The organism is Sphingopyxis sp., from assembly GCF_965279755.1.
Lineage (GTDB): Bacteria > Pseudomonadota > Alphaproteobacteria > Sphingomonadales > Sphingomonadaceae > Sphingopyxis.
The window spans coordinates 2,969,885-2,989,900 of record NZ_OZ257261.1 but is presented as its reverse complement, the minus strand read 5'-3'; the positions used below and the strand labels follow the sequence as shown (position 1 = coordinate 2,989,900).

Annotated in this window: 22 protein-coding genes; 10 read left to right on the top strand and 12 right to left on the bottom strand. The window is 62.2% G+C overall.

From position 1 onward, the window contains the following. The 5 genes from ACQY80_RS14665 (at position 1) to ACQY80_RS14645 (ending at position 2,610) form a co-directional block, all read left to right on the top strand. Positions 1–795 (top strand): hypothetical protein, encoded by a 795-nt coding sequence (locus ACQY80_RS14665; RefSeq protein WP_428681103.1) that lies wholly within the window; start codon positions 1–3, stop codon positions 793–795. Positions 796–896: 101 nt separating this feature from the next. Next, entirely contained in the window at positions 897–1,079 is a 183-nt protein-coding gene (locus ACQY80_RS14660; RefSeq protein WP_428681101.1) for a helix-turn-helix domain-containing protein, read from the top strand. Between the two features lie 10 nt (positions 1,080–1,089). Continuing rightward, positions 1,090–1,845, top strand: coding sequence for a hypothetical protein (locus tag ACQY80_RS14655; protein ID WP_428681100.1), 756 nt, complete (start codon positions 1,090–1,092; stop codon positions 1,843–1,845). Next, a complete protein-coding gene (locus ACQY80_RS14650) occupies positions 1,842–2,471 on the top strand; it encodes a hypothetical protein (RefSeq protein WP_428681098.1) in 630 nt (209 codons plus the stop codon). Before ACQY80_RS14655 ends, ACQY80_RS14650 begins: the two co-directional genes overlap by 4 nt. Further along, entirely contained in the window at positions 2,359–2,610 is a 252-nt protein-coding gene (locus ACQY80_RS14645) for an HGGxSTG domain-containing protein (protein WP_428681096.1), read from the top strand. Before ACQY80_RS14650 ends, ACQY80_RS14645 begins: the two co-directional genes overlap by 113 nt. Positions 2,611–2,650: 40 nt before the next feature. Here the strand turns inward: ACQY80_RS14645 and ACQY80_RS14640 are convergent, their stop codons facing one another. Continuing rightward, on the bottom strand, positions 2,651–2,887 hold the full coding sequence (locus tag ACQY80_RS14640; RefSeq protein WP_428681094.1) for a hypothetical protein: 237 nt from the start codon (positions 2,885–2,887) through the stop codon (positions 2,651–2,653). A 784-nt stretch (positions 2,888–3,671) separates the two neighbouring features. Further along, positions 3,672–4,355 (bottom strand): hypothetical protein, encoded by a 684-nt coding sequence (locus ACQY80_RS14635; protein WP_428681092.1) that lies wholly within the window; start codon positions 4,353–4,355, stop codon positions 3,672–3,674. Between the two features lie 96 nt (positions 4,356–4,451). On the opposite strand from ACQY80_RS14635, the gene ACQY80_RS14630 reads away from it, so the two are divergent. After that, positions 4,452–4,928, top strand: a complete 477-nt coding sequence (locus ACQY80_RS14630) for a YrhB domain-containing protein (RefSeq protein WP_428681090.1) — start codon at positions 4,452–4,454, stop codon at positions 4,926–4,928. 535 nt (positions 4,929–5,463) lie between these two features. On the opposite strand, the gene ACQY80_RS14625 is transcribed toward ACQY80_RS14630, so the two are convergent. Further along, a complete protein-coding gene (locus ACQY80_RS14625; RefSeq protein ID WP_428681088.1) occupies positions 5,464–5,868 on the bottom strand; it encodes a hypothetical protein in 405 nt (134 codons plus the stop codon). A 191-nt stretch (positions 5,869–6,059) separates the two neighbouring features. Here ACQY80_RS14625 and ACQY80_RS14620 point away from each other — a divergent pair, with 191 nt between their 5' ends. After that, complete coding sequence (locus tag ACQY80_RS14620; protein WP_428681086.1) at positions 6,060–6,452, top strand: hypothetical protein; 393 nt, start codon at positions 6,060–6,062, stop codon at positions 6,450–6,452. Positions 6,453–6,572: 120 nt separating this feature from the next. Here ACQY80_RS14620 and ACQY80_RS14615 read toward each other — a convergent pair whose 3' ends face one another. Then, positions 6,573–6,857, bottom strand: coding sequence for a hypothetical protein (locus tag ACQY80_RS14615; RefSeq protein WP_428681084.1), 285 nt, complete (start codon positions 6,855–6,857; stop codon positions 6,573–6,575). A gap of 340 nt (positions 6,858–7,197) precedes the next feature. Next, a complete protein-coding gene (locus tag ACQY80_RS14610) occupies positions 7,198–8,658 on the bottom strand; it encodes a LytR/AlgR family response regulator transcription factor (protein WP_428681082.1) in 1,461 nt (486 codons plus the stop codon). 112 nt (positions 8,659–8,770) lie between these two features. On the opposite strand from ACQY80_RS14610, the gene ACQY80_RS14605 reads away from it, so the two are divergent. Then, complete coding sequence (locus tag ACQY80_RS14605) at positions 8,771–10,225, top strand: alpha/beta fold hydrolase (protein ID WP_428681080.1); 1,455 nt, start codon at positions 8,771–8,773, stop codon at positions 10,223–10,225. A gap of 82 nt (positions 10,226–10,307) precedes the next feature. On the opposite strand, the gene ACQY80_RS14600 is transcribed toward ACQY80_RS14605, so the two are convergent. The 3 genes from ACQY80_RS14600 to ACQY80_RS14590 all read right to left on the bottom strand — a co-directional run bounded on the left by ACQY80_RS14600 (position 10,308) and on the right by ACQY80_RS14590 (position 14,185). After that, a complete protein-coding gene (locus tag ACQY80_RS14600; protein WP_428681078.1) occupies positions 10,308–10,625 on the bottom strand; it encodes a 2Fe-2S iron-sulfur cluster-binding protein in 318 nt (105 codons plus the stop codon). An 83-nt stretch (positions 10,626–10,708) separates the two neighbouring features. After that, positions 10,709–13,174, bottom strand: a complete 2,466-nt coding sequence (locus ACQY80_RS14595) for a TonB-dependent receptor (protein ID WP_428681076.1) — start codon at positions 13,172–13,174, stop codon at positions 10,709–10,711. Between the two features lie 147 nt (positions 13,175–13,321). Continuing rightward, positions 13,322–14,185, bottom strand: a complete 864-nt coding sequence (locus tag ACQY80_RS14590; RefSeq protein WP_428681074.1) for an alpha/beta fold hydrolase — start codon at positions 14,183–14,185, stop codon at positions 13,322–13,324. An 83-nt stretch (positions 14,186–14,268) separates the two neighbouring features. On the opposite strand from ACQY80_RS14590, the gene ACQY80_RS14585 reads away from it, so the two are divergent. Beyond that, on the top strand, positions 14,269–14,988 hold the full coding sequence (locus ACQY80_RS14585) for an SDR family NAD(P)-dependent oxidoreductase (protein ID WP_428681072.1): 720 nt from the start codon (positions 14,269–14,271) through the stop codon (positions 14,986–14,988). A gap of 76 nt (positions 14,989–15,064) precedes the next feature. Continuing rightward, positions 15,065–15,709 carry a TetR/AcrR family transcriptional regulator gene (locus ACQY80_RS14580; protein WP_428681070.1) on the top strand — a complete coding sequence of 215 codons (645 nt, stop codon included), beginning with the start codon at positions 15,065–15,067 and terminating at the stop codon, positions 15,707–15,709. A gap of 6 nt (positions 15,710–15,715) precedes the next feature. On the opposite strand, the gene ACQY80_RS14575 is transcribed toward ACQY80_RS14580, so the two are convergent. Genes ACQY80_RS14575 through ACQY80_RS14560 form a run of 4 tightly spaced genes read right to left on the bottom strand, consistent with a single transcriptional unit; the run spans position 15,716 to position 20,013 of the window. Continuing rightward, positions 15,716–16,882: a thiolase C-terminal domain-containing protein gene (locus ACQY80_RS14575; protein WP_428681068.1), complete on the bottom strand. Its 1,167-nt coding sequence runs from the start codon at positions 16,880–16,882 to the stop codon at positions 15,716–15,718. Continuing rightward, positions 16,882–17,280 (bottom strand): Zn-ribbon domain-containing OB-fold protein, encoded by a 399-nt coding sequence (locus ACQY80_RS14570; protein WP_428681066.1) that lies wholly within the window; start codon positions 17,278–17,280, stop codon positions 16,882–16,884. Before ACQY80_RS14570 ends, ACQY80_RS14575 begins: the two co-directional genes overlap by 1 nt. Before the next feature lie 2 nt (positions 17,281–17,282). Then, positions 17,283–18,503, bottom strand: coding sequence for a cytochrome P450 (locus ACQY80_RS14565; protein ID WP_428681064.1), 1,221 nt, complete (start codon positions 18,501–18,503; stop codon positions 17,283–17,285). A 10-nt stretch (positions 18,504–18,513) separates the two neighbouring features. After that, positions 18,514–20,013, bottom strand: a complete 1,500-nt coding sequence (locus tag ACQY80_RS14560; protein WP_428681062.1) for a class I adenylate-forming enzyme family protein — start codon at positions 20,011–20,013, stop codon at positions 18,514–18,516. Positions 20,014–20,016 lie beyond the last annotated feature (3 nt).

The following is a 20,016-nucleotide window of genomic DNA, read 5'->3' as shown; positions in this document are numbered from 1 at the left end:
ATGGATACCCCCGATTCGAGAGCAGATGCTGCGCTGAAAATAATCCAGCAGTGGCAGTGGGGGTTTTGCGATCCCGATGGAAATTTATCTCTCTGTAGCATGGGCCTCGATGACGCGGTGAATCGATTGGGGATGGAAGGAATACCGTGCCCCCAAATGGCGGTGCTCAGCCTATTGTGTCGCGGACAGTTGGTTTCGCGTGGCTATTTTCGATGGCAAAAATATCAGTGGGGCGAGCATTACCAGCTCGAAGGGTCTAATGAGATTTTGAAACCCAACCGTTGGCAAGTCCTTGCGGATCTGATTGCCGAAGAACGCCAGCAACTCGACAACCATGAATGGCCAAACGCGCACGTCGATTTGGAAAAGCTCGAAATGACCGATTGCCCCGTTTATGAATGGGCTTTCGCTAACAATCGTTTCTGCACGGCAGTTTGTCCGCCCGAAACGCCCACTAATGCGAGCAATTATTTAGAGGAATGGTTTTCTGCGTGGGATATCGATTTCCAACCAAGGCTACTTGCGAACCATGTCGAAGATGACGCGGCGCTGCCGACACCATCTTATCCCGCCACCAGTCAAGGCGGGCGACCGCCAATAGCTGATTGGGAGGCCGCAGCGCTTGAAATAGCAGGCCGCTACTATCGGGGCGACTTCAAACCCAATACCATCGCAGACGTAAGCCGGGCGTTAGGTTCATGGCTAGGCGCGCAAGACATCCATCCATCGGAATCTGTTTTGCGCACTCATGGGAAAGCTATCTTTGCGGCGCTTCAATCATGGGAACAAGAGTAATGGAAACCCCGGTTTTTGTTATTAATAGACGGTATTCGGCGGACTAGACGCGTTCAGCCGCCTTAGATCGACCCCGTTCACAATCGGACGGAGGATCTCCCATGACTACCCTGAATGACGCACTTGAACCGCTCGCCTATTCCATCAACGAGGCCAGTCGCGTTTCGTCGCTTGGCCGCACTCGCCTATATCAGCTGATTGGCGAGGGACGGCTGGAGGCGCGCAAGATTGGCAAGCGCACGCTCATTCCCGCTGCGTCGCTGCGCGCACTGATTGCCGGTTAGGCCTGCGCCCATGACACGCAAGGGCAAGGCCAGACGGCCGGATGCGACCGGACGAAGCCTGACCAGCCGCTTTGTGCGACTGGACCATCGCCTGTTGCGCAGCAACGCCTATCGTGGCCTCTATCCGAACGCGCGGGCGCTTCTGGTCGAACTAGCGATGCTGGACAACGGCAGCAACAATGGCAGCCTGTATTTAAGCGTGCGCGACGCTGCGCACCGGATGGGCATCGCCGATCTGACGGCAGCCAGTCGCGCATTCGATGAATTGGCCGAAATGGGCTTTATCGAAATGACGCAGGAAGGCCATTTCAACATCAAGGCGTCTGAGAAGTCACGTGCACGGTGCTGGCGATTGACGTGGCTGACCGGTCCGGGTCGCAAGCAACCGACGTGGGAGATGCTGGAGCGCGAACCGGCACCGCAAACCAAAGCCCGCAAGCGCATGGAGCGCGGGCTGCGCGCGCTGAAAGCCCATCGCAAAGACCGCGACCTTGGCCGATTGCCGGTATTGGATTGCGATACGTTGGCCGCTTTCCCGCCCATTTTGGCACCCGACCCGGTATGGCAATTCAATACGCCAAACAGCAGAAGTGGCAGTATTCCGCCAAAGTGGCTTGTTCGGGATTCCGCCACACACATAGCTATACCATGGGGTAGGAGGACAGATAGCCTGATTGGCTGGTGGCAACCCGACTGGTCTCCGCAAATCGCCGCACTGGCCTACGCATCGGCGCTAACCCTTTTTCGATGGAGCGAAGCAGCATGACCGCGAAGCGACAAACAGCCGCTGCGGCCAACGTGATGACAGTCCAGGCGAACGAAGGCGAAAGCGAAGCGGAAACCATGGCTCGGGTCATGGTGGCTCCGTTTATGCGTCACGGGATCGTCGCCAAAGGGCTGACAGACAAAATGGCGGGCAAGCCGCCCGGCGACCCGCAATTCGACCATTTCGCCAATGTCATCAAAACGAAGGCCGAACTGGCGAGTAAGGGCGATACGACGCTGGCAAGCCAGCTGTTAACGGCACAGGCTTTGTCGCTCGATGCCATGTTCACCGAATTGGCGCGGCGCGCCACCCTGAATTTCGGCGACTATCCGCTGGCCGCCGAACGCTATGCGCGGCTGGCGTTCAAGGCGCAGGCGAATTGTCGCGCCAGTCTGGAGGCGCTGGCCAAGCTCCACCAGCCTCGCGAACAGACCGTGCGGCACGTCCACGTAAATGAAGGGGGCCAAGCCGTCATCGCCGATGAAATCCATCATCATGGGGGGAAGGTAGAAAATGAAAAATTCGGCAAACAATCCCATGCAACCGGAACAACTGGCGAAGGCGCCGCGCTGCCATGCACGGACGCGAGCGGGAATGGCGTGCCAATCGCCAGCGGTTCACGGTAAGCGGCGATGCCGAATGCACGGGGGGACTAACCCCGGCGCGCCAACGGGCAACAGCCATGCGCGCAAGCATGGGGGCTATTCGGGTAGGACCAAGGCGGCTGCGCGGTATTTGCGGGAGCTTGCGAAGGCGATCCGATGAAAATGCTCAATGTCCGATATGGGGTGGAAAGGGGAAGTTGCTAAAATGCTTCTCTGGCGCCTAGAGCTTCCAGCCTCTCCTTGATAGCGGCCTCAAGCTGCGGATGGTCGATTAGCAGGTCAAATTCTCGACCCGCTTTATCTCGGAAACTGACCACGCCTTCGGCCGAAAGGGTGTAATCCGAAAGAGACAAGCCGCTCCCGAAAAGATACTCGTCGACGTCTGGAAGGGGCTCACCAGCCTCGCGCCATCGCGCACGCTTTCCATCTTTTGCCATACTGACCGCTTCCCCCTTCAATCAGTTTAACGCCGCCTTGGAGTGTCGGCAATCGGCCGATTCCTGCCATTCCGACGTTAGTGCGGGCGAACGTCCGATATGGGGTGGGAAGCGGACGTTGCGAAATGGCAAGAGCGGTGCGATCGTAGGCGATGTCTTGCAGGCCTCTCACATTGCTGTCGTGCATATTTGTGCTGCACGGTTGCGCTCCCCTAGGCGATACAATTTCGCCGATTGAGAGCGCATGTGCCGTTACCATTGCACATGCTGCTGACTTTAAGCACGACGAGAAAAGACCAATCGCCGTCCACACCCGCGCTCCGCTCGATGGCCCGACGCTGCAAGAGGTCGACGCGAACTTGGGGGAGACGCCGCAACCCGAGAAAAACCCGGATACTCTGTTGTTACGGGGTGCTGCAGAGACACGGGATGTTAGCGTCGTCAGCCGGTGCCCTGCGTTGAAAACTTGGCTTGTCGAAAACGAGGTAGTCCATAGCGACTCAGAAATAGAAAAACTGATCCGGAAAGAGCCTTGGCCGGTGTCTGTTCTAGCTATGTCCTTACCGTTCGTATCGGACGATGGCTCGACGGCAGCATTTTATGCGAGTGAATATTCGGGAAGGATGGGTGGTGGCACCGATCTCGTAATTTATCGTAAGAAGGGAGCAGCATGGGTTTATGAGCGACGGCTGCCTCTTTCCATCAGCTAATCGACCACACCGGTCGTTTCCTACCATCGCATCGAGATCGGCGGTCAGCGACGCAAATGGGGTGGAGAGCTGACCTAAGCCCGCGCCTGCGTCAGGATGGTCGACAGCTCCCTCTGACCGCCTGGTGACTGCTCCCAGAACGGTGATAGCTCACTAGGAAATCTGTTCTTCAAATCACTCAAGACCGGCATTGCAAATGGTTCGGTCAAACGAGCCAGCCAGCGACCGAGCGGGAACCCGGCGAGCGCGGCTCCGCAAATGACGCTTTCGGCTTCCTGGCCCACCCAACCATCTTCGGCTTCCGACAAGTCTCGCGCCAGCGCCCGCTCGAACCAAGCGTCCAATAGCTCGATTACCGCCCGCTGTTCGTCGGGCGCCCACGACCGCCAACGTGCCAAGCCTAACTTGTTCAGTACGATTTCTGGATTGTTAGCATTGCCCGGATCGGTAACCGATATTTCTAGAATGCGCGGGAGTAAGTATCGGAAGTCTCGATCGCCACCTATCGTATAATATACGCCGGACACATAACGCCAAAGCGATTGGCCAGTGATGTCCCGCAGGGGGGTTGTCAGCAAAACATCAACGTTTCGCGTGCCGACGCAACAAGGACATCCCTCTATCGTCGATGGTGCCGTCATGGCGAAATGGCGGTAGACCGCGTCAACGGCTTCCCGAAGGCGAGCATCGGCAAAAGACAAAGAAGAATCGACCATGTGTTGAACATGGCGGCAGAAACCGATTGCAGCAATGTCCACAATCGGTCGATTGCTGTCGTTGCACCCAGATCGACCGTGAACGGCGGGAACGGGGTGGTTAGCTGACATCGTGTGCAAACGTTGTATAATCGCCCGATGGCAGCCCATGAAGAATATAAATCCTATCGGATTTGGTGGCGAGAGACCGGCGAACAGTTCGTTGCCCTTTTGCGGACGGCGGCAGATCAGGAGCCGCCAGCAATCATCACGGCCAGCGTCAGCGAAGGTATGGGTATCCTCAAGAGCCGCACCTTTGCAGCCGTTGATGCTGGAAACGTGGAAGCGTATCGCCCTAATTTGTCAGCCCCGAATAAGGCGTCGCCAGTTCGTACGTTCGCATCCTTTCTCACCGCCAAGGAGCGGGAACTCGGAGAATCGTTGTTAGCGCTTCCGGCTGGCCCAGAGCGCCTTTCTAAAGGATGGGCCTTTTACTATCAGTCGCGGGCTTATGTTGAGACGGGTGCTTTGGACCAAATGCTAGTTGGACACGGACCCGTAGTGGTTACTGACGATGGTCGCCTCATAGAGGGGGGCTCATTAGATCGCGATCCCGAAGTGATGCTCGCCCGCTAATCGACGCATGTTCGCTATCGATCGAAAGCGAAAATTATTCTGAGGGCCAAATCTCGGTTCCGATCGGCACGTCAGCAGTTTGGACGCCTTTGAGCAGGCACGCCCATCGCCGTTCCTTGGGGGGAGGAGTCTGAAAGACCTCTCCCATACGCAGCACTGCCGACATGGTGGTACCGTCGGGGCGCTTGAGCAGCACTGAGCCTTCAGGCCTAGCGGGGCCATCCGCGACAAGCGGCCCCGGAACTACGATCAACCCGCCCCAAGCCGGAATATCAAACACGTCTTCAATAGTGATCAGTGGATTCATGATCTCAAACTATAGAGCGCGCGCCTACATCCGCAAACGGTCGCTTGCTGCCATCGCGTCCCGATTTGTATCGAACGGCGACAACGGGGTGGGAAGCGGACATCATTTCTTTAACCGAGCCGTCAACCTACCGGGCGCCGGGAACAGATTACGTGGGTGATCGCCTTTGCAAGTTCATCTGCCATTCGACGGAATTTGCCAGCAAAGGTGAATGTCCACAATCGGTCGTTAGTCTCCAATGTGCCACATAAAGCACCACAAATCTGCTTCTTGCCCAGCCTCTCCGCAACCATCGCGCAGATAAATGAAAACGGCATTTTTGGAAATCGGCGGTGCCCAACCGGTGTCGGAACTGAATGCGACTTTGTATTGACACCGAGCAACCGCTTCCAGATTCCAGCGGTCTCCTGCCGGATCGAATTGGCGGATAGGCATAGTTTGGCAGCGAAGCTCTCTGACGCGAGCGTGATCAGCTCCATTTCCATCCATCGTAGGATTGATACGCCGTGCTTCGACCCATTGAACATCTGCCGCGCTCGGCTTTGAGTTTTCGTAGGGATGTTGGCGTGCCCATGCACTTGGGGAACTTATGACCAAAATTGACGCCAACGCATAAAACGCGACCATCGCCATCCCATTTCTCCCAAGGCATATTAATCGAAGCGAATGTCCGATTGTAAGCACGACCGGATCGGTCTGGAACGGCAAACTTCGGTCGGTTGCTGCCATTACATCCAGCGGCTCTTAACCGCTGGAGTGGGCTAGCAGGTTTTAGACGGCTGAGGCGCATTGCAAATATCCCCCGTTAAGCTAAGCATCATGTGATGCGTGAGCCAGACTTTGAGATTGACGGGTGGTGCCTTGAGGATGGGGAGGCTCGCCACGCCGACGCACCCGAAACTTTCTGGCTGCCCGAGCAACAACGGCGGGAAGGCCTTCAACCCGGTGATTTTGCAAAGCTCATTTTCCGAATCAGCGTCGACAACGCGACCGAGAGCGTGGCTGTTGAACGCATGTGGGTTCTTGTCCGTGAGAGAACCTCGCGAGGCTATCTCGGCGTTCTCGATAACGAGCCGGATGCCATCGCCAAAAATGACGAGTTCTGGCTTGGCACGGAGCTACCCTTCTCCGCCAAGCACGTCATCAACATCCAAGAAAAGGACGATGCGACCGTCGCACTTGCCCGAGAAGAGCCACTGCGGCGCTGGCCGAGGTAACGCCGAACGTCGTTTTGGCGGGCCGCCCATCCCATAGAACGTCCGCAAACGGTCGGTTCCTGCCATCGCATCCCGATCGGCGGCCGACGGCTCGAATTGGGGTGGTAAGCGGACGGCAGACTAATCAGAATTTTGGTGTCGGGCGTGGAGCCACTCTTCCCAAGCATTTGCGGGATCGATGTCAGGAAAACCTCTGCTTGCAGCAAGCTGTTCAGCGCGAGACCGTTTCATCGTCATGCAGACAGCCCCATCGCGTATATCCAACACTTCGGCCTCGGTGAGCGCAGATCCCTTCGCAGTCTCGTGCTGCTGAAGTAACGTAATAAGGGGCGGGAAAGGAACCGGTATGATCGGATCGTCCTCCGCGCCTTCGGCGTTACCAAACAGTCCAGAAATCCAGTTCATGCGCGAGCCCCATAACAGATTTGGATCACGCTAAGCGATGCTCGCAATGTCCGCAATCGGTCGTTTTCGGACGTAGGGCTGAGCGTAGCTGGAGACCGTCTGCGAGGGGCCACCAATCGACTTTGGGGGCCATTTTGGGGGCCAGGCGGCTGATGGAATGCAGAAAGCGACGCATTTAAAGCGCTTATGGATACTTTGCGGTTCCCGCTACCCTCCAAGTTCCAGACCGATGCAGGTCGGATTGGTCTTTACAAGCTCCCAGAAATCCAACCGATCCTCGGCTGTTGGATCGATATCATTCTGTCCAATTCGACTTGTCCCGCTCTCAACACCCGTCCCGCTACTGACTGGTGCTATTGCCTGCCGCTGCGTCGATGCCGCCGAGGAATGTTGAAACCTCCAGAGCTTCGCGCAGAGCGGGCTGACGGGATCGACTGACAGGCAGGGGCGCGCCTTCGCGCAAGTGGAGCCGCCAGCGATCGCCCTCACGTTCGAGGCGCTGCACCTGCGCAAGATTGGCAATCACCGAGCGGTGGATGCGCAGAAAGCTGGACGGCAACTCGGCGATCAGTCCGTCGAGGCGCGCGCTGTGCAACAAAGTGCGGCCACCTGCCAGACGCAGTTCGACATAATCATCGGCCCCGACCACGGCGAGAATCTCGGCGATCGGTATCAGTTCGACGCCGCGCGCCGAGGCGACGGTCAGGCGATCGGGACGGCTCGCGGCGCGCGTCAGCGCGGCCTCGCGCTCGCGATCGTCGCGGCCCAGCCGTACGACTTCGACCATCAGCAGCGGCAGCACGAGACCCGCAGCAAGCAGAAAATAGGAAAGATCCGCCAGCCATTCGGGGGAGTCAAAGGCCAGCACAAGGAACAGCACCAGCCAGGCAAGCGCCGGTCGCGCGCCGGGAATGCGCGACCGCACGCCCGCCACGGTCGGCACGACGGCGAGCATCACGCCTATAGTCAACGCCCACACCGTCTTCGCGTCGAAACCGGACAACAGGGCCGTCGCGCCGACCAGACCGAGCGCCAGACCGATCATCAGCCCGCGCGCGCGGGGCAGGAACCGGGCGGTGACATAGGCGACCAGCAGGATCGCAAAGGCCGCAGCCAGCACCCAGATGGCGCTCATCCGCCAGGCGTGCAGCGGATAGGCATAGTCGAACAGCATCCGCAGGCTCTCGACCACGGCCTGAAGCGTGGCGACACCCGCCATGGCGGCAAGGATCAGGCTCGACCCCGTGCGGCGCATCGCATGGATGACGCCAAAGCCAAACGCCGCGGCGAGCAAGGTTCCTGCCGCCACAAAGGTCAGCGCCAACAGCGCGGCAGGCTGTGGAAAGGGATAGGGCCAGACACCCATCGCGCTCATCGGGCGGGCGAAATGCAGCCCGCCGTGAAAGGATGAGAGATGCACGACCAGCATATTCTTGCCCGGCTGCCATGCGGTGTCCGGGATCGGGAAGATCGCCTGATAGCGCCCCGGCACCTCGGTCTGCGGCGTGGCGCCGGGGCGGCCATTGTCCCCCAGCCGCCGCCCGTTCAGCCAGACTTCGGATGACGCTACGCCCGCGATGTAAAAGGCTCGGGGCCGGGCATCGGCGGGGACCTCGACGGCGGAACGGACCCACAGCTCGCGCCCTTGCGGATCGATGAAATCCTCGACCGGGCGGCAATCGCGCAGCACCGGTCCGGCTTGGCCGGTTGTGCCGTGGCAGGTCTGCCACGACAATTCCTGAGCGAAGGCGGGAGGCGCAAGCGCGATCAGGAAGATGGCGGTGAGCAAGAATCGCAGCATGCTTTTCCTCTAGGGTGCCATTCGCCGGGATGCACCGCTATTCGCCGATGAGGCGCTGCCATTGACCGATGCGGGGTAGCGCCGGGCGGCGCAAAGGGCTCAGCCGAGGGGCATGCACAATCCACCATTCAATCGCCGCGCCGTGATCGCCGCAGCCCTCGCCCTTCCCGCTCTGGCCTTTGTCCGGGCTTTGGCTCAGACGGTATCGCCGCTGCAGGCCGGCCCCTTCCGGTTCAAGGACCGGCGCGGCGAGGAGACCGATGCGGTGCGCGGCTTCTTCGAGGTGCCGGAGGACCGCCGCGACCCGCGCTCGCGGAAAATCCGGCTGGGCTATGTCCGTTTCCCTTCGACCGCAGCGCGGCCGGGCCCGCCGATCGTCTATCTGGCCGGCGGACCGGGCGGCGAGGGATCGGGCGCAGCAACCGGGCCCCGCTTCCCGATTTTCATGGCGCTGCGCGCGGTCGCCGACGTGATCGCCTTCGACCAGCGCGGTACCGGCCTGTCGAGCACGATCCCCGAACGCCCGGTATCGAAGCGCCCGCTGCCGATCTTCACCGAGGCCGCGATGACGGCGCATTACCGCGACGAGTTCCGCAATGCCTGGGCCGACTGGACGCGGGCCGGGGTGGCGATGGCCGGCTATAACACCGAACAGAGCGCCGACGACATCGACGACCTGCGCCGTCATCTGGGCGCGGAGAAGATCAGCCTGTGGGGCACCAGCTATGGCTCGCATCTGGCACTCTGCGTGCTCAAGCGGCATGGCGATCGCGTGAGCCACGTCGCGCTGTCCAGTCTGGAGGGGCTGGACCAGACGGTGAAGCTACCTGCGCGCAGCGACGCCTATCTGCGCGAGGTCGATACACTGCTGGGCACCGATCCCGCCGCGCGCGCCGCAGTGCCCGACCTGCTGGCGCTGATGCGCCGTGTCCATAGCAGGCTGGAAGCCCAGCCGCTGACGATGCAGGTAACGCTGCACGGCGCACCGGGCGAGATCCGCATGGGCGGCTTTGGCGTGCAGTTGATCGCGGGCGGGCTGGTCGCCAATCCGCGTGGCCTGGCGATGCTGCCGGCCATGTATCTGGAACTCGACGCCGGCAAGACCGACATGCTGGCGGAGTTCCTCGGCGACCCCGCCGACATGTTCAGCTTCCGCGGCATGCCCGAGGCGATGGACCTCGCCTCGGGCATTTCGCCCGCGCGGCTGGCACAGGTGCAGCGCGAGGGGAAAACCGCCGTGCTGGGCAAGGCGCTGAACTTCCCGATGCCGCAGATCGCGGGCCTCATTCCGGGCGTCGATCTGGGCGAAGATTTCCGCGCGCCGATCCGCAGCGACCATCCCGCGCTGCTGATCGCCGGTTCGCTCGATGGCCGCACGGTGCTCGCCGAGCAGGACGAGGTCGCGGCGCAGTTCCGGCGCAAGACGCACGTGCGCGTCGAGAATGCAGGCCACAACGTATTCGAGGCGCATCCCGACGTGCAGGATCTGCTGGTGCGCTTCTTCCGCGGCGAGGCGGTGGCGGACACGCGGCTCAGCCTGCCGCCGCCCGAATTCAAAATCGCATAATGGGGCGACCGGGCCATGCTGCCCATATTGCAACGATCGGTGGCGCCGGCCGCAGGAAACCATGCCGCGTTGCCAGCGACATTTAGTCCTCGGCGGCGATCCGGACGCGGAGGCCGTCGAGCGCGTCGCTGAAGGGGATCTGGCACGACAGGCGCGAGCTGTCGTCGCGGTCGGTCGTCGAATCGAGCAGGTCGTTCTCGTCCTCGCTCATCGTCGGCATCGCGCTCTTGTCGCCGCCTTCGATGTGGACGTGGCACGTCGCGCAGCTGCAGCAACCCCCGCACAGCGCCAGCAGTTCGTCGAAGCCCGCGTCGCGGATATTCTCCATCACGGTCAGGCTGGTGTCGCCTTCGATCTCATGTTCGGTCCCGTCACGCGTCACCACAATCAGCTTGGCCATATGCCCTTCCCTGCCTCGTCCGACGCGGGCGCAAGAAGGCCCGCCATTAACAGGCGGGCCTTCCCGTTTATGCTCACAGTCGATCAGAACTTGAAGCCCACCTCGACATAGATTTCGCGGTGGTTATCGACGAACGCCGACATGTCGGCGAGGACGCCCGGCCCGGCGGTTCCGGTACCCGTGCCACCGGCAAACGGAATGTCGTTCGCTGCGGTCACGACCAACTTGTTGGTTAGGTTGCGGCCGATCAGACCGACCGTCCAGCGATCGTCCGGACCGTTGACGCGCAGCGCGGCATCGAGCTTCGTATAGGCCTTCTGGACTGCATCGGGGCGCAGCGTATCGGTGAAATTATACTTCCCCGTGTAGCTGACGTCGCTCGACATTTGCAGCGTCCAGCCCGAGTCCGTCAGCGGCATGTCATAGCTGGCCCCGATCCGCCCGGCGAAACGCGGTGCCTTCGGCGGCGTGCGGCCATCATAATCCTGGCTGGTGAAAGCGGCTCCCGGCGCCGGCGCCAGCAGGTTACAGCCCGCGGCGATCGTCTGCCCGCCATAGCACTGACCGATATAGTCCTTGTACTTGGCATCGTTGAATGCCGCCGCGCCACGCAGCGAGAAGCCGCCCGAGCGCCAGTTGAAGTCTCCCTCGATCCCCTTGACGCGGAGCGTGCCCGCGTTGGCAACGACCTGACCGATGGTCACCGGATCGAAGTTCTGCACCTGCAGGTCGAGATAGTCATAATAATAGGCCGTCGCGTTGAGCGACAAGGCACCGCCCATCAGGATCGCGCGCGCGCCAACCTCTCCGCCGCGAGCGCGCTCGGCGCCGAACTGGCCCGCTGCCACGGTTGCAGCCGGCGTCAGCGTCTGCGAGATGTTGAACCCGCCCGATTTGAAGCCCTCCTTGTACGCGGCATAGAAGGTCAGGTCGCGCGAAGGCTTGTAGCGCAGCGTCACCTGCGGCGAGACGTCGCTTTCGCGGTAGCGGTCGTCGAGACGCAACCCGGCTGGGAACGCCGCCGCAAAGCCAAGGTGCGCCGGGAGCGACGCCTGATAGCTGTCGCGCGATTCATAGCTCCAGCGTGCGCCGCCCGCGAGTTCGATCGAGTCGGTCAGATTCGCGGTGACCTCGCCGAACGCCGACATCGAGCTGCCCGAAAAGCCATTGTCGCGCTTGAAGGTGACATAGGTGTCGGTCACCGGGCTGATCGGCACCGGGAAGATATAGGCGTCGGTATTGAAGATGAACTTGTTGCTCGACGCGAAGAGGCCGAACAGCACATTCACCGGGCCGTCCCACTTGGACTGGAAGCGCAATTCTTCCGACGTCTGGCGATAGTCGGCGAGCTGCGAGAAGGTCGCAGGATAAGCCTCACCCGACACATTGTTGAGGTCGGTCTGCTTGAAGCGGTAATAGGAGGTGATTGAGGTGACGTCGAACACGTCGGTGGTCAGCGTCCCGGTCAGAATCCCGAAACCCGATTTCAGCCGCGAATACATATGCCCGTCGCCGGCATAACGATAATTGGCCTGCGCGACCGCGAGGGGGATCGTCGAGCTGTCCGAACGGCCGTCGATCCGGCAGTCGGCGTTGGGGCTCGGCGGAATGCCGGCGGGTCCGCCGAAGGGATTGGGCGAGAAGGGCGTGACGCGACCACCACCGCAGATACGTTCGACGATATCGGTCGGACCGCCATCCTTCTGGTCGGTGTAACCTGTCTTGAGCTGGAAGGTCAGGTTCGGCGCCGCATCCCATTCGAGCGTGAGGCGGCCGCTATACGTCCGGCCGTAACCGCGATATTTGCTGTTGCGGTGACGTTCCATGCCAAGCGGATCGAGATAGGTTTCGGCCGCCGTGTTGGTGAAGGCGCCTTCGCTGTCGGACAGGCGGAATGCAAGGCGTGCACGCAGCGTGTCGGCGAGCGGCCCCGAAATATAGCCCTCGCCATATTTTTCCTGCGCCTCGAAACCATAGCCGGCCTTGAAGCCCGCCTCGAATACATCTTTCGGGTTGTTGGTGCTTACCGAAATCAGGCCGCCGGTCGCGTTCTTGCCGAAGAAGAGCGCCTGGGGCCCCTTCAGCACCTCGATACGCTGGACGTCATACTGGCTGAGGCTGATTTCACGCCCGCGGCTCATCGGCATGCCGTCGACGACGAAGGAAACCGACTGGTCGAACCCGGCGCTGAGCGCGGTCGAACCGACGCCGCGCAGGAAGATGCTGGCCGACGAGCCCGAGGCAGCCTTGCCCGCGACCATCGTCGGGACGAGCGAAGCCATGTCGCTGAATTCGGTGACGGCATAATTGTCGAGCGCGGCACCGCCCAATGCGGTGATCGCAACCGGCGCGTCGATCAGACGTTCGTCGCGGCGGCGCGCGGTGACGATGATTTCGCCCTCCGTCGGCGCGGACGTCGTGTCCTCGGGTGCAGGCACCGGAGCGGTCACGGGGGTCTGGGCATAGGCCGGAATGGCCACCCCGGCAGCGACAATGATCGAAGCCAGGCAGGCGTGGCGGATAGCGCGAAGCGAAGCACTGCGGTCCATGACGGGTCCTCTCCAAAAATCGGGCCGTCATCTGCGGCCTTGAGCAATAACCTACGACCATTAGATTTAAAGTCAATCGAGAAAATTAACGCCGTAAGGTTTTTAGAAAATCCATTCAAAGCACTGATTTACTGTGATAAATATGGATTAGTGCGGAGCTTTGACTGACACGGTGCGCCGTGCGAATCCGATCACCGCATCGTTGAACGCGTCGTTGCGATCCCCCGCGACCATGTGCCCCGCCCCCGCCACATCGACCACCTCGAGCCACGGCAATGTGGCGCGAAAAGCCTCGACGCCCGCATCGCTGACCACGTCGCTGGAGAGCCCCCGGACGAGCAGCACGGGAAGGTCGGGCTGTGCGGCCAGCGTGCCTGTCGCGCGCTGGACGACGCCATGATGATGCGATGGCGCGTAGGCGATAATGCGCGGATCCCAGTGCCAGCGAAGGCGACCGTCATTCCCTTCGCGCAGGTTCTTCATCAGCCCCTGCCCGTCGGGCGCGACGGCACGCCGGGGATTGTAGGCGGCAACCGCAGCGACGGCCTCGTCGATTGTTGCGAAGCCGTCGGGGTGACCGCGCATGAAGGAAACGATGCGATCGATCCCGCGCGGGTCGGGTTCGGGGACGATATCGACCAGAACCAGTCCGGCCGGACGCAGGCCGCGATCGATCGCAACGATCGATGTGGCGCCACCGAGCGATGCTCCAACCAAGACGAACGGCACCCCGAGCGAGGCCGTTACCGCGACAAGATCCCCGGCGCGATCGGCGAGCTGATAGGCTCCTTCGGGCGACCAATCGCTTTCGCCATGCCCGCGCGCATCATAGTTGATGACCTGAAAGCCCGCCGCCAGCAGGTGATCGACCGCGCGGCTCCAGCTGTGCCGCGTCTGCCCGCCGCCGTGGAGCAGGATCACCGCCGGCGCGTCCGCGCTGCCACCGCGATCCGCGACCAGCCTGAAGCCGTCGCGCGCGACGAAAGTCGCCCGCTGCAATCCTTTCGCCATTACGCATCCTCTCTCTTGCTTGCAAAAAGACTGCGCTTCGCCTTATCTAACTTCAATAGTTTTATAGACAAGGGAGAGCGACGATGATCCGGTTCGACTTTCAGGGGAAGCGCGCACTCGTCACCGGCGGCACGCAAGGGATCGGTCTCGGCATCGCGCAAGCCTTCGCCGATGCGGGGGCCGAGGTCGTCATTACGGGCACGCGGGTGAACGCCGCGGATTATGACGACGATCTATCGCGCTTCATCTATGTTCGCGCCCGTATGGACCAGCCCGCCGACCGCGCCGCGCTCGTCGAGGCAGCCGGCCCCATCGACATTCTCGTCAACAATGCCGGTCAGTCGCATACCGACGAATATTCGATGGACGGCTATGGCCGCGTGATCGAGGTCAACCTCAACGCGGCAGTCGAACTATGCTATATGTTCCACCCGGCCCTGCGAGAACGCGGCGGCTGCATCGTCAATGTCGGCTCGTGCGCCAGCTTCATCGCGATCGGCTATGCCCCGGCCTATACCGCCAGCAAGACCGGACTCCTCGGTTTTACCCGCGCGGTCGCCGACCAGTGGGCGCGCGACGGTGTGCGCGTCAATCTGGTCGCCCCTGGTTTCATAGAGACACGGATGACCGCGGACGTCCGCGCCGACGAGCGCAAGGCCGGAAATACGCTGCGCATGATCCCGGTGCGGCGCTTCGGAACGCCCCCCGAAGTCGCGGCCGCCACGCTGTTCCTCGCCTCGTCCGAAGCCTCCTACATCACCGGGCAAAGCCTCGTCGTCGACGGGGGCCTGATGTTGCGATGAGCGGTAAACCGACTCCTTTTAGGCTGGCGCATGCGCCTCGCGGCTGCCATGAGCGGCCGAAACAGGGGATATTTTCTTGGCACGACCTTCCAAACCGCTGATCTCGCGCAGCAGTGCGGCCGAAGCTGCGCTCGAGGTAATCGACGAGCATGGGCTCGAGGAACTGAGCCTCGGTCTCGTCGCCAAGAAGCTCGGTGTGCGCCCGCCGTCGCTCTACCATCATTTCAAGGACAAGTCGGAGCTGCTGCAGGAAGTCGCGCGGATCATGCTGGTGCGCATCACGCTGATGGACAGCGGCGACGAATCCTATGAGGAACGCATCGTCGCGATTTGTGTCTCGACGCGCCGCGCGCTGCTGACGCACCCCAATGCTGCGCCGCTGATCCTGCGCTATTTCCCGAAGCATATGCTGCTCGCAGCCTATGATCGCGCGGCGCGCGACGAGCCATTCCCGACCTCGATCCAGCTCGTCGTGATCGAGGCGATCGAGCGGCTGACCTATGGCACCGCATTGTTCGAGGCCGCGGCCCGTGCGCGCGGCGTCGACCCGATGCCCTTTGTCGATCCCGACAAATATCCCAATCTGGCCAAGGCGATCGCCGACAGCCCCTTCGACGACGAAGAACTGTTCATTGAATCGCTGCGCATCTTCCTGACCGGCGTACGCGCCCGTCTGGAACAGGGATCGATGGGCAAGTCGCTCAACGCGGCCGCGGGCTGAGCCGAGCTAGGGCACTTCGTTCCCGAAAATCGCCGAGCTGACCGTCGGCGCGCCGGGTCCGCCCGCGAGCAGGCAGAGTTTCGCATCAGCGACCGGATTGGCGGACTCGCCGCGCAGTTGCTTCACTGCCTCGTAAGCGGTGCCGATGCCGTGGATGAAGCCCTGCGCGAAATTCCCGCCGCCGGTGTTGACCGGCAGCTTCCCGGTCGGCGCGATCAGATTGTCGAAGCGAACGACCTCGGCGACATTCTCATAGGTGCAAAAACCGTGATCGATCAGCGAGGCGACGCCCTGCGCGCTGAAATTCTCGTAGAGCTGGACGACGTCGATGTCGGCGGGCGACAGCCCGGTATCCGCATACAGGCGCCGTGCAATCGGCCGGAAGCCCGCAGTCGGATAGAGTGCTTCATCGTCATTTTCGAGCAGGTCCCCCCACCCCTTCTCGGCACCGTTAGCACAGCCGAGCAGATAGATCGGCGGCGTCTTGAGGTCGCGAGCGCGTTCGGCCGATACCATCAGGAAGGCGGCGGCGCCGTCATTTTCGCGGCTGCAATCAAACAGCCGGAACGGCTCGGCGATCCAGCGCGAACTGCGCATCTCTTCCAGGTCGAATTCGCTGCCATAAGCGACCGCTTCGGGGTTGCGCGACCCGTGATAATAGGAAGCACGCACCAGTTCCTCGGCAACCGACGCCGGCACGCCATGATGTTCGTACATGCGGTTGGCGCGGATCGCGCACACCTGCGCCGGCGCGACGATCCCGGCGGCGAGCATATGATCGTTAAGGTGGTGCGCCATCACCGCCGCCGAGAGGCGCCCGCTCGATCCCTCGACCAGCGCACGAAAGACGATCACCGCACTCGCCTGCCCCGACAGGATCGCCGCAGCCGCAAGCCCGAACGCGCCCGCGACCCCGCCGCCGCCGCCGCCCCATACCACGCTCGACCATTTGAGTTCGCGCGTACCCAGCGCCGGCATCAGCCGGACGGGCTCGTTCTTGTCGTCGCCGTAGGAGACGAAACCGTCGATCTCGGCGGGGGCGAAGCCCGCATTGGCGCAGGCGGCAAGGATCGCCTCGACAAGCACGCCCTGCTCGGGAAGCGGCGAAGCGCCACGCCTGTACTGGCGCATACCGATCCCGGCGACGGCGGTTGTTCCATAAAGCGGATGCATCAGCCGCGGCTCCAGATGATCGTGGGAATATCGCGCGTACCGACGCGCGTTGCGCCGATCCGGCCAGCGATCGCTTCGCCGATCACCGGATCGATCCGCTCGAGATCGTCGAGGCGGCCGAGCAGGCGGATGCCGCAATCGTCGACGGTCGCGACGATCGAAACGAACGGCAGGTCGAGGCTTTCGGTAAAGCCGAAACGGTGCCAGGTCCGCGTCCACGAGAAGATCGTCGCGCGCATCGGGCGCTCGATCCACTCGACCGTCTCGCTGCCACAAGCCCCGCACCGACTCACCGCTGGCCACAGCCAGTCGCCGCATCCGCCACATCGCGGGAGCATCAGCCGGCCTTCGGCCAATCCGTTCCAGTAAGGCGCATCGGCGCCGTCATTCGCATCCATGATCAGGCCGCCACCGTCCACTCGAGGGGCAGCGTTTCGAGCGCCATCACCGTGCCGATGCGGAAGGCATGTTTTTCACCCGGCGTCGCCTGAAAGGCGGGTACACGCTTTACCCATTCCTCCGTCAGGATACGCAGCTCGGCGCGGCCGAGAACATGGCCGACGCAGAGGTGCGGGCCCGACGAGAAGGTCAGATGCGCGGTCTTCTTGCGGTCGAGGTCGAACGCGTTCGGCGCATCGAACTTTGCCGGATCGCGGCTGCCGAGGCAGAGGATGTTGAGCACCATCTCGCCCGCGCGGAACTGCGCCTCGCCGATCTGCTGGTCCTGCACGACCAGTCGCGGCGTGTTGACGACGCCATAGAGGCGCACCGCCTCGTCGGCGAAGGCGGGGATGAGCGAAGGATCGGCGGCTAGCCGCGCCTGCACATCGGGCATTTTCGCGAGCTGCTGAAAGGCGAAGCCGGTCACGTTCGTTACCGTGTCCATCCCGCCGAGAAAGAGCACGAAGCTCATCGCGAGGATTTCGTCGTCGCTCATCGTCCGGCCGTCGATGTCGACCTGGATGAAATGCGACATCAACTTGTCGTCGGGTGCCGCCTTCTTGGCCTCGATCAGCGCCTTCATCTCGCCAAGGATCGCGGCGCTGAGCCGGCCGAGTTCGGCTTCATCGTTCTGCGCCGAGAAAAAGGCTTCGGCGAGCGCCCGGAAATCATGGAGCCGCGACAGGTCCATGCCCATCAGTTCCATGAAGACGCTGACGGGAAACAGCTTCGCCAGATCGGCCTGAAAATCGCACGCGCCGTTCGCGGCGACAGCGTCGACCAGCTCGACCGCCCATTCGCGGATGCGCGGTTCCAGCTCCTTGATCGCGGCAGGCCCGAACATCGGCATCATCGCGCGGCGATACGGCAGATTTTCGGGTGGATCGAGGCTGAGCGGAATGAAGAAGGGCGGGTTTTCGACGCGCGGAATCTGCATCTCGCGGACCGAGAAATGCTCGGGATCGAGCACGACCTGGCTGATCGCGTCGAAGCTCTTGACGATCCAGTGCCCGCCGTTGAGGCGCGTCCAGAAAATGTCGGGCGCGTCCGCAAGTGCCGCAGAATAGGTTCCCTGAACATCCTCGCCGATGCGCGGATCGGCATAGATGTCGAAATCGAAGACGAGGTGCGCCGGGATATGCGGCGGCACCGGCGCGGCGGCGAGCCCAAGGGCGGTCATAGATTGCTCCTCATCGCACGCGCTCCATCGTCTCGTGCGCGCCGGCGTACAGCGCGCGCACTGCGGGTTTGGACAATTTTCCGGTGGCCAGACGCGGTAGCGGGTCGGCCGAAAAGGCGACGTAGCGCGGCACCTTGTAGTTCGAGAGATTGGTATTGCAGTGGTCGATCAGCGCCGCGACATCGACCTCGGCCGCGCCATGATAGACGACAAACGGCGTCTCGCCGAACTTCGCGTCGGGCGCCGCGATCGCCAGCGCCTCGACGACGCCCGGAAATTCGCACACCACCCGCTCGACCTCGGCCGCGGAGATGTTGAGCCCGCCCGAGATGATCAGATCCTTCATCCGGTCGACGAAGGTCAGCAGGCCGCGCTCGTCGAGCGTCCCGATATCGCCCGACCAGAGCCAGCCGTCGCGGATCGCCTTCGCGGTCTCTTGCGCGTTGCGCCAATAGCCCTGCATCATGCCGGGCGAGCGCATCACGATCTCGCCCGCCTCGCCCGGATCGCAGGGGCTGCCGTCGGGGCGCAGCACGCGCACCTCCATGAAGATGCCCCCCCAGCCGCATTTCTCGGGTTCTTCGATCGCCAGATGCTCGGGCATCATCGTCACATTCCCGCCGACCTCGGTCTGGCCGTAGATCTGGCGGATCGTGATGCCCTTCGTCTTCCAGATATCGAGCAATTGCCGGCTGACCCGCGCGCCGCCTGCGGTCGCAAGACGGATCGACGACAGGTCGGCATCGGCGAACCCGGGACAGCGTGCGATCGCCTCGAAAAAGGTCGGCACCGCACCGAAACAGTTGATCTTTTCGTCCTGCAGCAATTGCAGGATCGCGTCGGGGACGAAGGCAGGCTCCATGAAAATGGTGCAGCCCTGCACGGTGTAATGCATCAGCTGGACGAAGCCTGCCGAGGTGTTGAGCGGCGCAAGGCTGATGACGCGCGCACCGGGGGATGAGGATGTTTCTTCGAGCGACCAGCACGCCGCGTAAGCGGTCATCGAGCGATTGGTGAACACGACGCCTTTGGGCTTCGCGGTTGAGCCGCTCGTCCCGATGATCACCACCGGAGCGTCGGGCTGCGGATCATGGGTGGGCGCCGCGTCGGCGCCGTGCCGCAATGCCTCGATCTCGGCCATCGCGCGCGGCGCCAATCCCGCGGCCGCCACATTCGCTTCGAAATCGGGCGCCGCGAAGGCGAAGCGGGGCTCGGTCGTTTCGCACAATTCGCGGATCTCGCGCGGCGTGAAGCGGAAATTGACCGGATTGACGATCCCGCCCGCGCGGATGATCCCCATGATCAGCGCGCAATAGGCAAGGCTGTTGGTCGAGCAGATCGCGACGCGGTCGCCAGGCTGTAACCCGTCGGCTTCGAGCATTACCGCCACGCGATCGGACCAGCTCTTGTAATCGCCATAGCTCAGCCGGTCGCTGCCGAGTACCACCGCCGGCTGTTCGGGCCGCATCCGTGCCCACCAGTCCATAGCGCTCGGTAAAGTCTGCGCCATCAA

Excerpts from the sequence above, each read along its gene's own strand:
- ACQY80_RS14665 (WP_428681103.1), top strand. The coding sequence starts at position 1 with ATGGATACCCCCGATTCGAGAGCAGATGCTGCGCTGAAAATAATCCAG.
- ACQY80_RS14660 (WP_428681101.1), top strand. The coding sequence starts at position 897 with ATGACTACCCTGAATGACGCACTTGAACCGCTCGCCTATTCCATCAAC.
- ACQY80_RS14655 (WP_428681100.1), top strand. The coding sequence starts at position 1,090 with ATGACACGCAAGGGCAAGGCCAGACGGCCGGATGCGACCGGACGAAGC.
- ACQY80_RS14650 (WP_428681098.1), top strand. The coding sequence starts at position 1,842 with ATGACCGCGAAGCGACAAACAGCCGCTGCGGCCAACGTGATGACAGTC.
- ACQY80_RS14645 (WP_428681096.1), top strand. The coding sequence starts at position 2,359 with ATGAAAAATTCGGCAAACAATCCCATGCAACCGGAACAACTGGCGAAG.
- ACQY80_RS14640 (WP_428681094.1), bottom strand. The coding sequence starts at position 2,887 with ATGGCAAAAGATGGAAAGCGTGCGCGATGGCGCGAGGCTGGTGAGCCC.
- ACQY80_RS14630 (WP_428681090.1), top strand. The coding sequence starts at position 4,452 with ATGGCAGCCCATGAAGAATATAAATCCTATCGGATTTGGTGGCGAGAG.
- ACQY80_RS14625 (WP_428681088.1), bottom strand. The coding sequence starts at position 5,868 with ATGGCGATGGTCGCGTTTTATGCGTTGGCGTCAATTTTGGTCATAAGT.
- ACQY80_RS14620 (WP_428681086.1), top strand. The coding sequence starts at position 6,060 with ATGCGTGAGCCAGACTTTGAGATTGACGGGTGGTGCCTTGAGGATGGG.
- ACQY80_RS14615 (WP_428681084.1), bottom strand. The coding sequence starts at position 6,857 with ATGAACTGGATTTCTGGACTGTTTGGTAACGCCGAAGGCGCGGAGGAC.
- ACQY80_RS14610 (WP_428681082.1), bottom strand. The coding sequence starts at position 8,658 with ATGCTGCGATTCTTGCTCACCGCCATCTTCCTGATCGCGCTTGCGCCT.
- ACQY80_RS14605 (WP_428681080.1), top strand. The coding sequence starts at position 8,771 with ATGCACAATCCACCATTCAATCGCCGCGCCGTGATCGCCGCAGCCCTC.
- ACQY80_RS14600 (WP_428681078.1), bottom strand. The coding sequence starts at position 10,625 with ATGGCCAAGCTGATTGTGGTGACGCGTGACGGGACCGAACATGAGATC.
- ACQY80_RS14595 (WP_428681076.1), bottom strand. The coding sequence starts at position 13,174 with ATGGACCGCAGTGCTTCGCTTCGCGCTATCCGCCACGCCTGCCTGGCT.
- ACQY80_RS14590 (WP_428681074.1), bottom strand. The coding sequence starts at position 14,185 with ATGGCGAAAGGATTGCAGCGGGCGACTTTCGTCGCGCGCGACGGCTTC.
- ACQY80_RS14585 (WP_428681072.1), top strand. The coding sequence starts at position 14,269 with ATGATCCGGTTCGACTTTCAGGGGAAGCGCGCACTCGTCACCGGCGGC.
- ACQY80_RS14575 (WP_428681068.1), bottom strand. The coding sequence starts at position 16,882 with ATGCATCCGCTTTATGGAACAACCGCCGTCGCCGGGATCGGTATGCGC.
- ACQY80_RS14570 (WP_428681066.1), bottom strand. The coding sequence starts at position 17,280 with ATGGATGCGAATGACGGCGCCGATGCGCCTTACTGGAACGGATTGGCC.
- ACQY80_RS14565 (WP_428681064.1), bottom strand. The coding sequence starts at position 18,503 with ATGACCGCCCTTGGGCTCGCCGCCGCGCCGGTGCCGCCGCATATCCCG.
- ACQY80_RS14560 (WP_428681062.1), bottom strand. The coding sequence starts at position 20,013 with ATGGCGCAGACTTTACCGAGCGCTATGGACTGGTGGGCACGGATGCGG.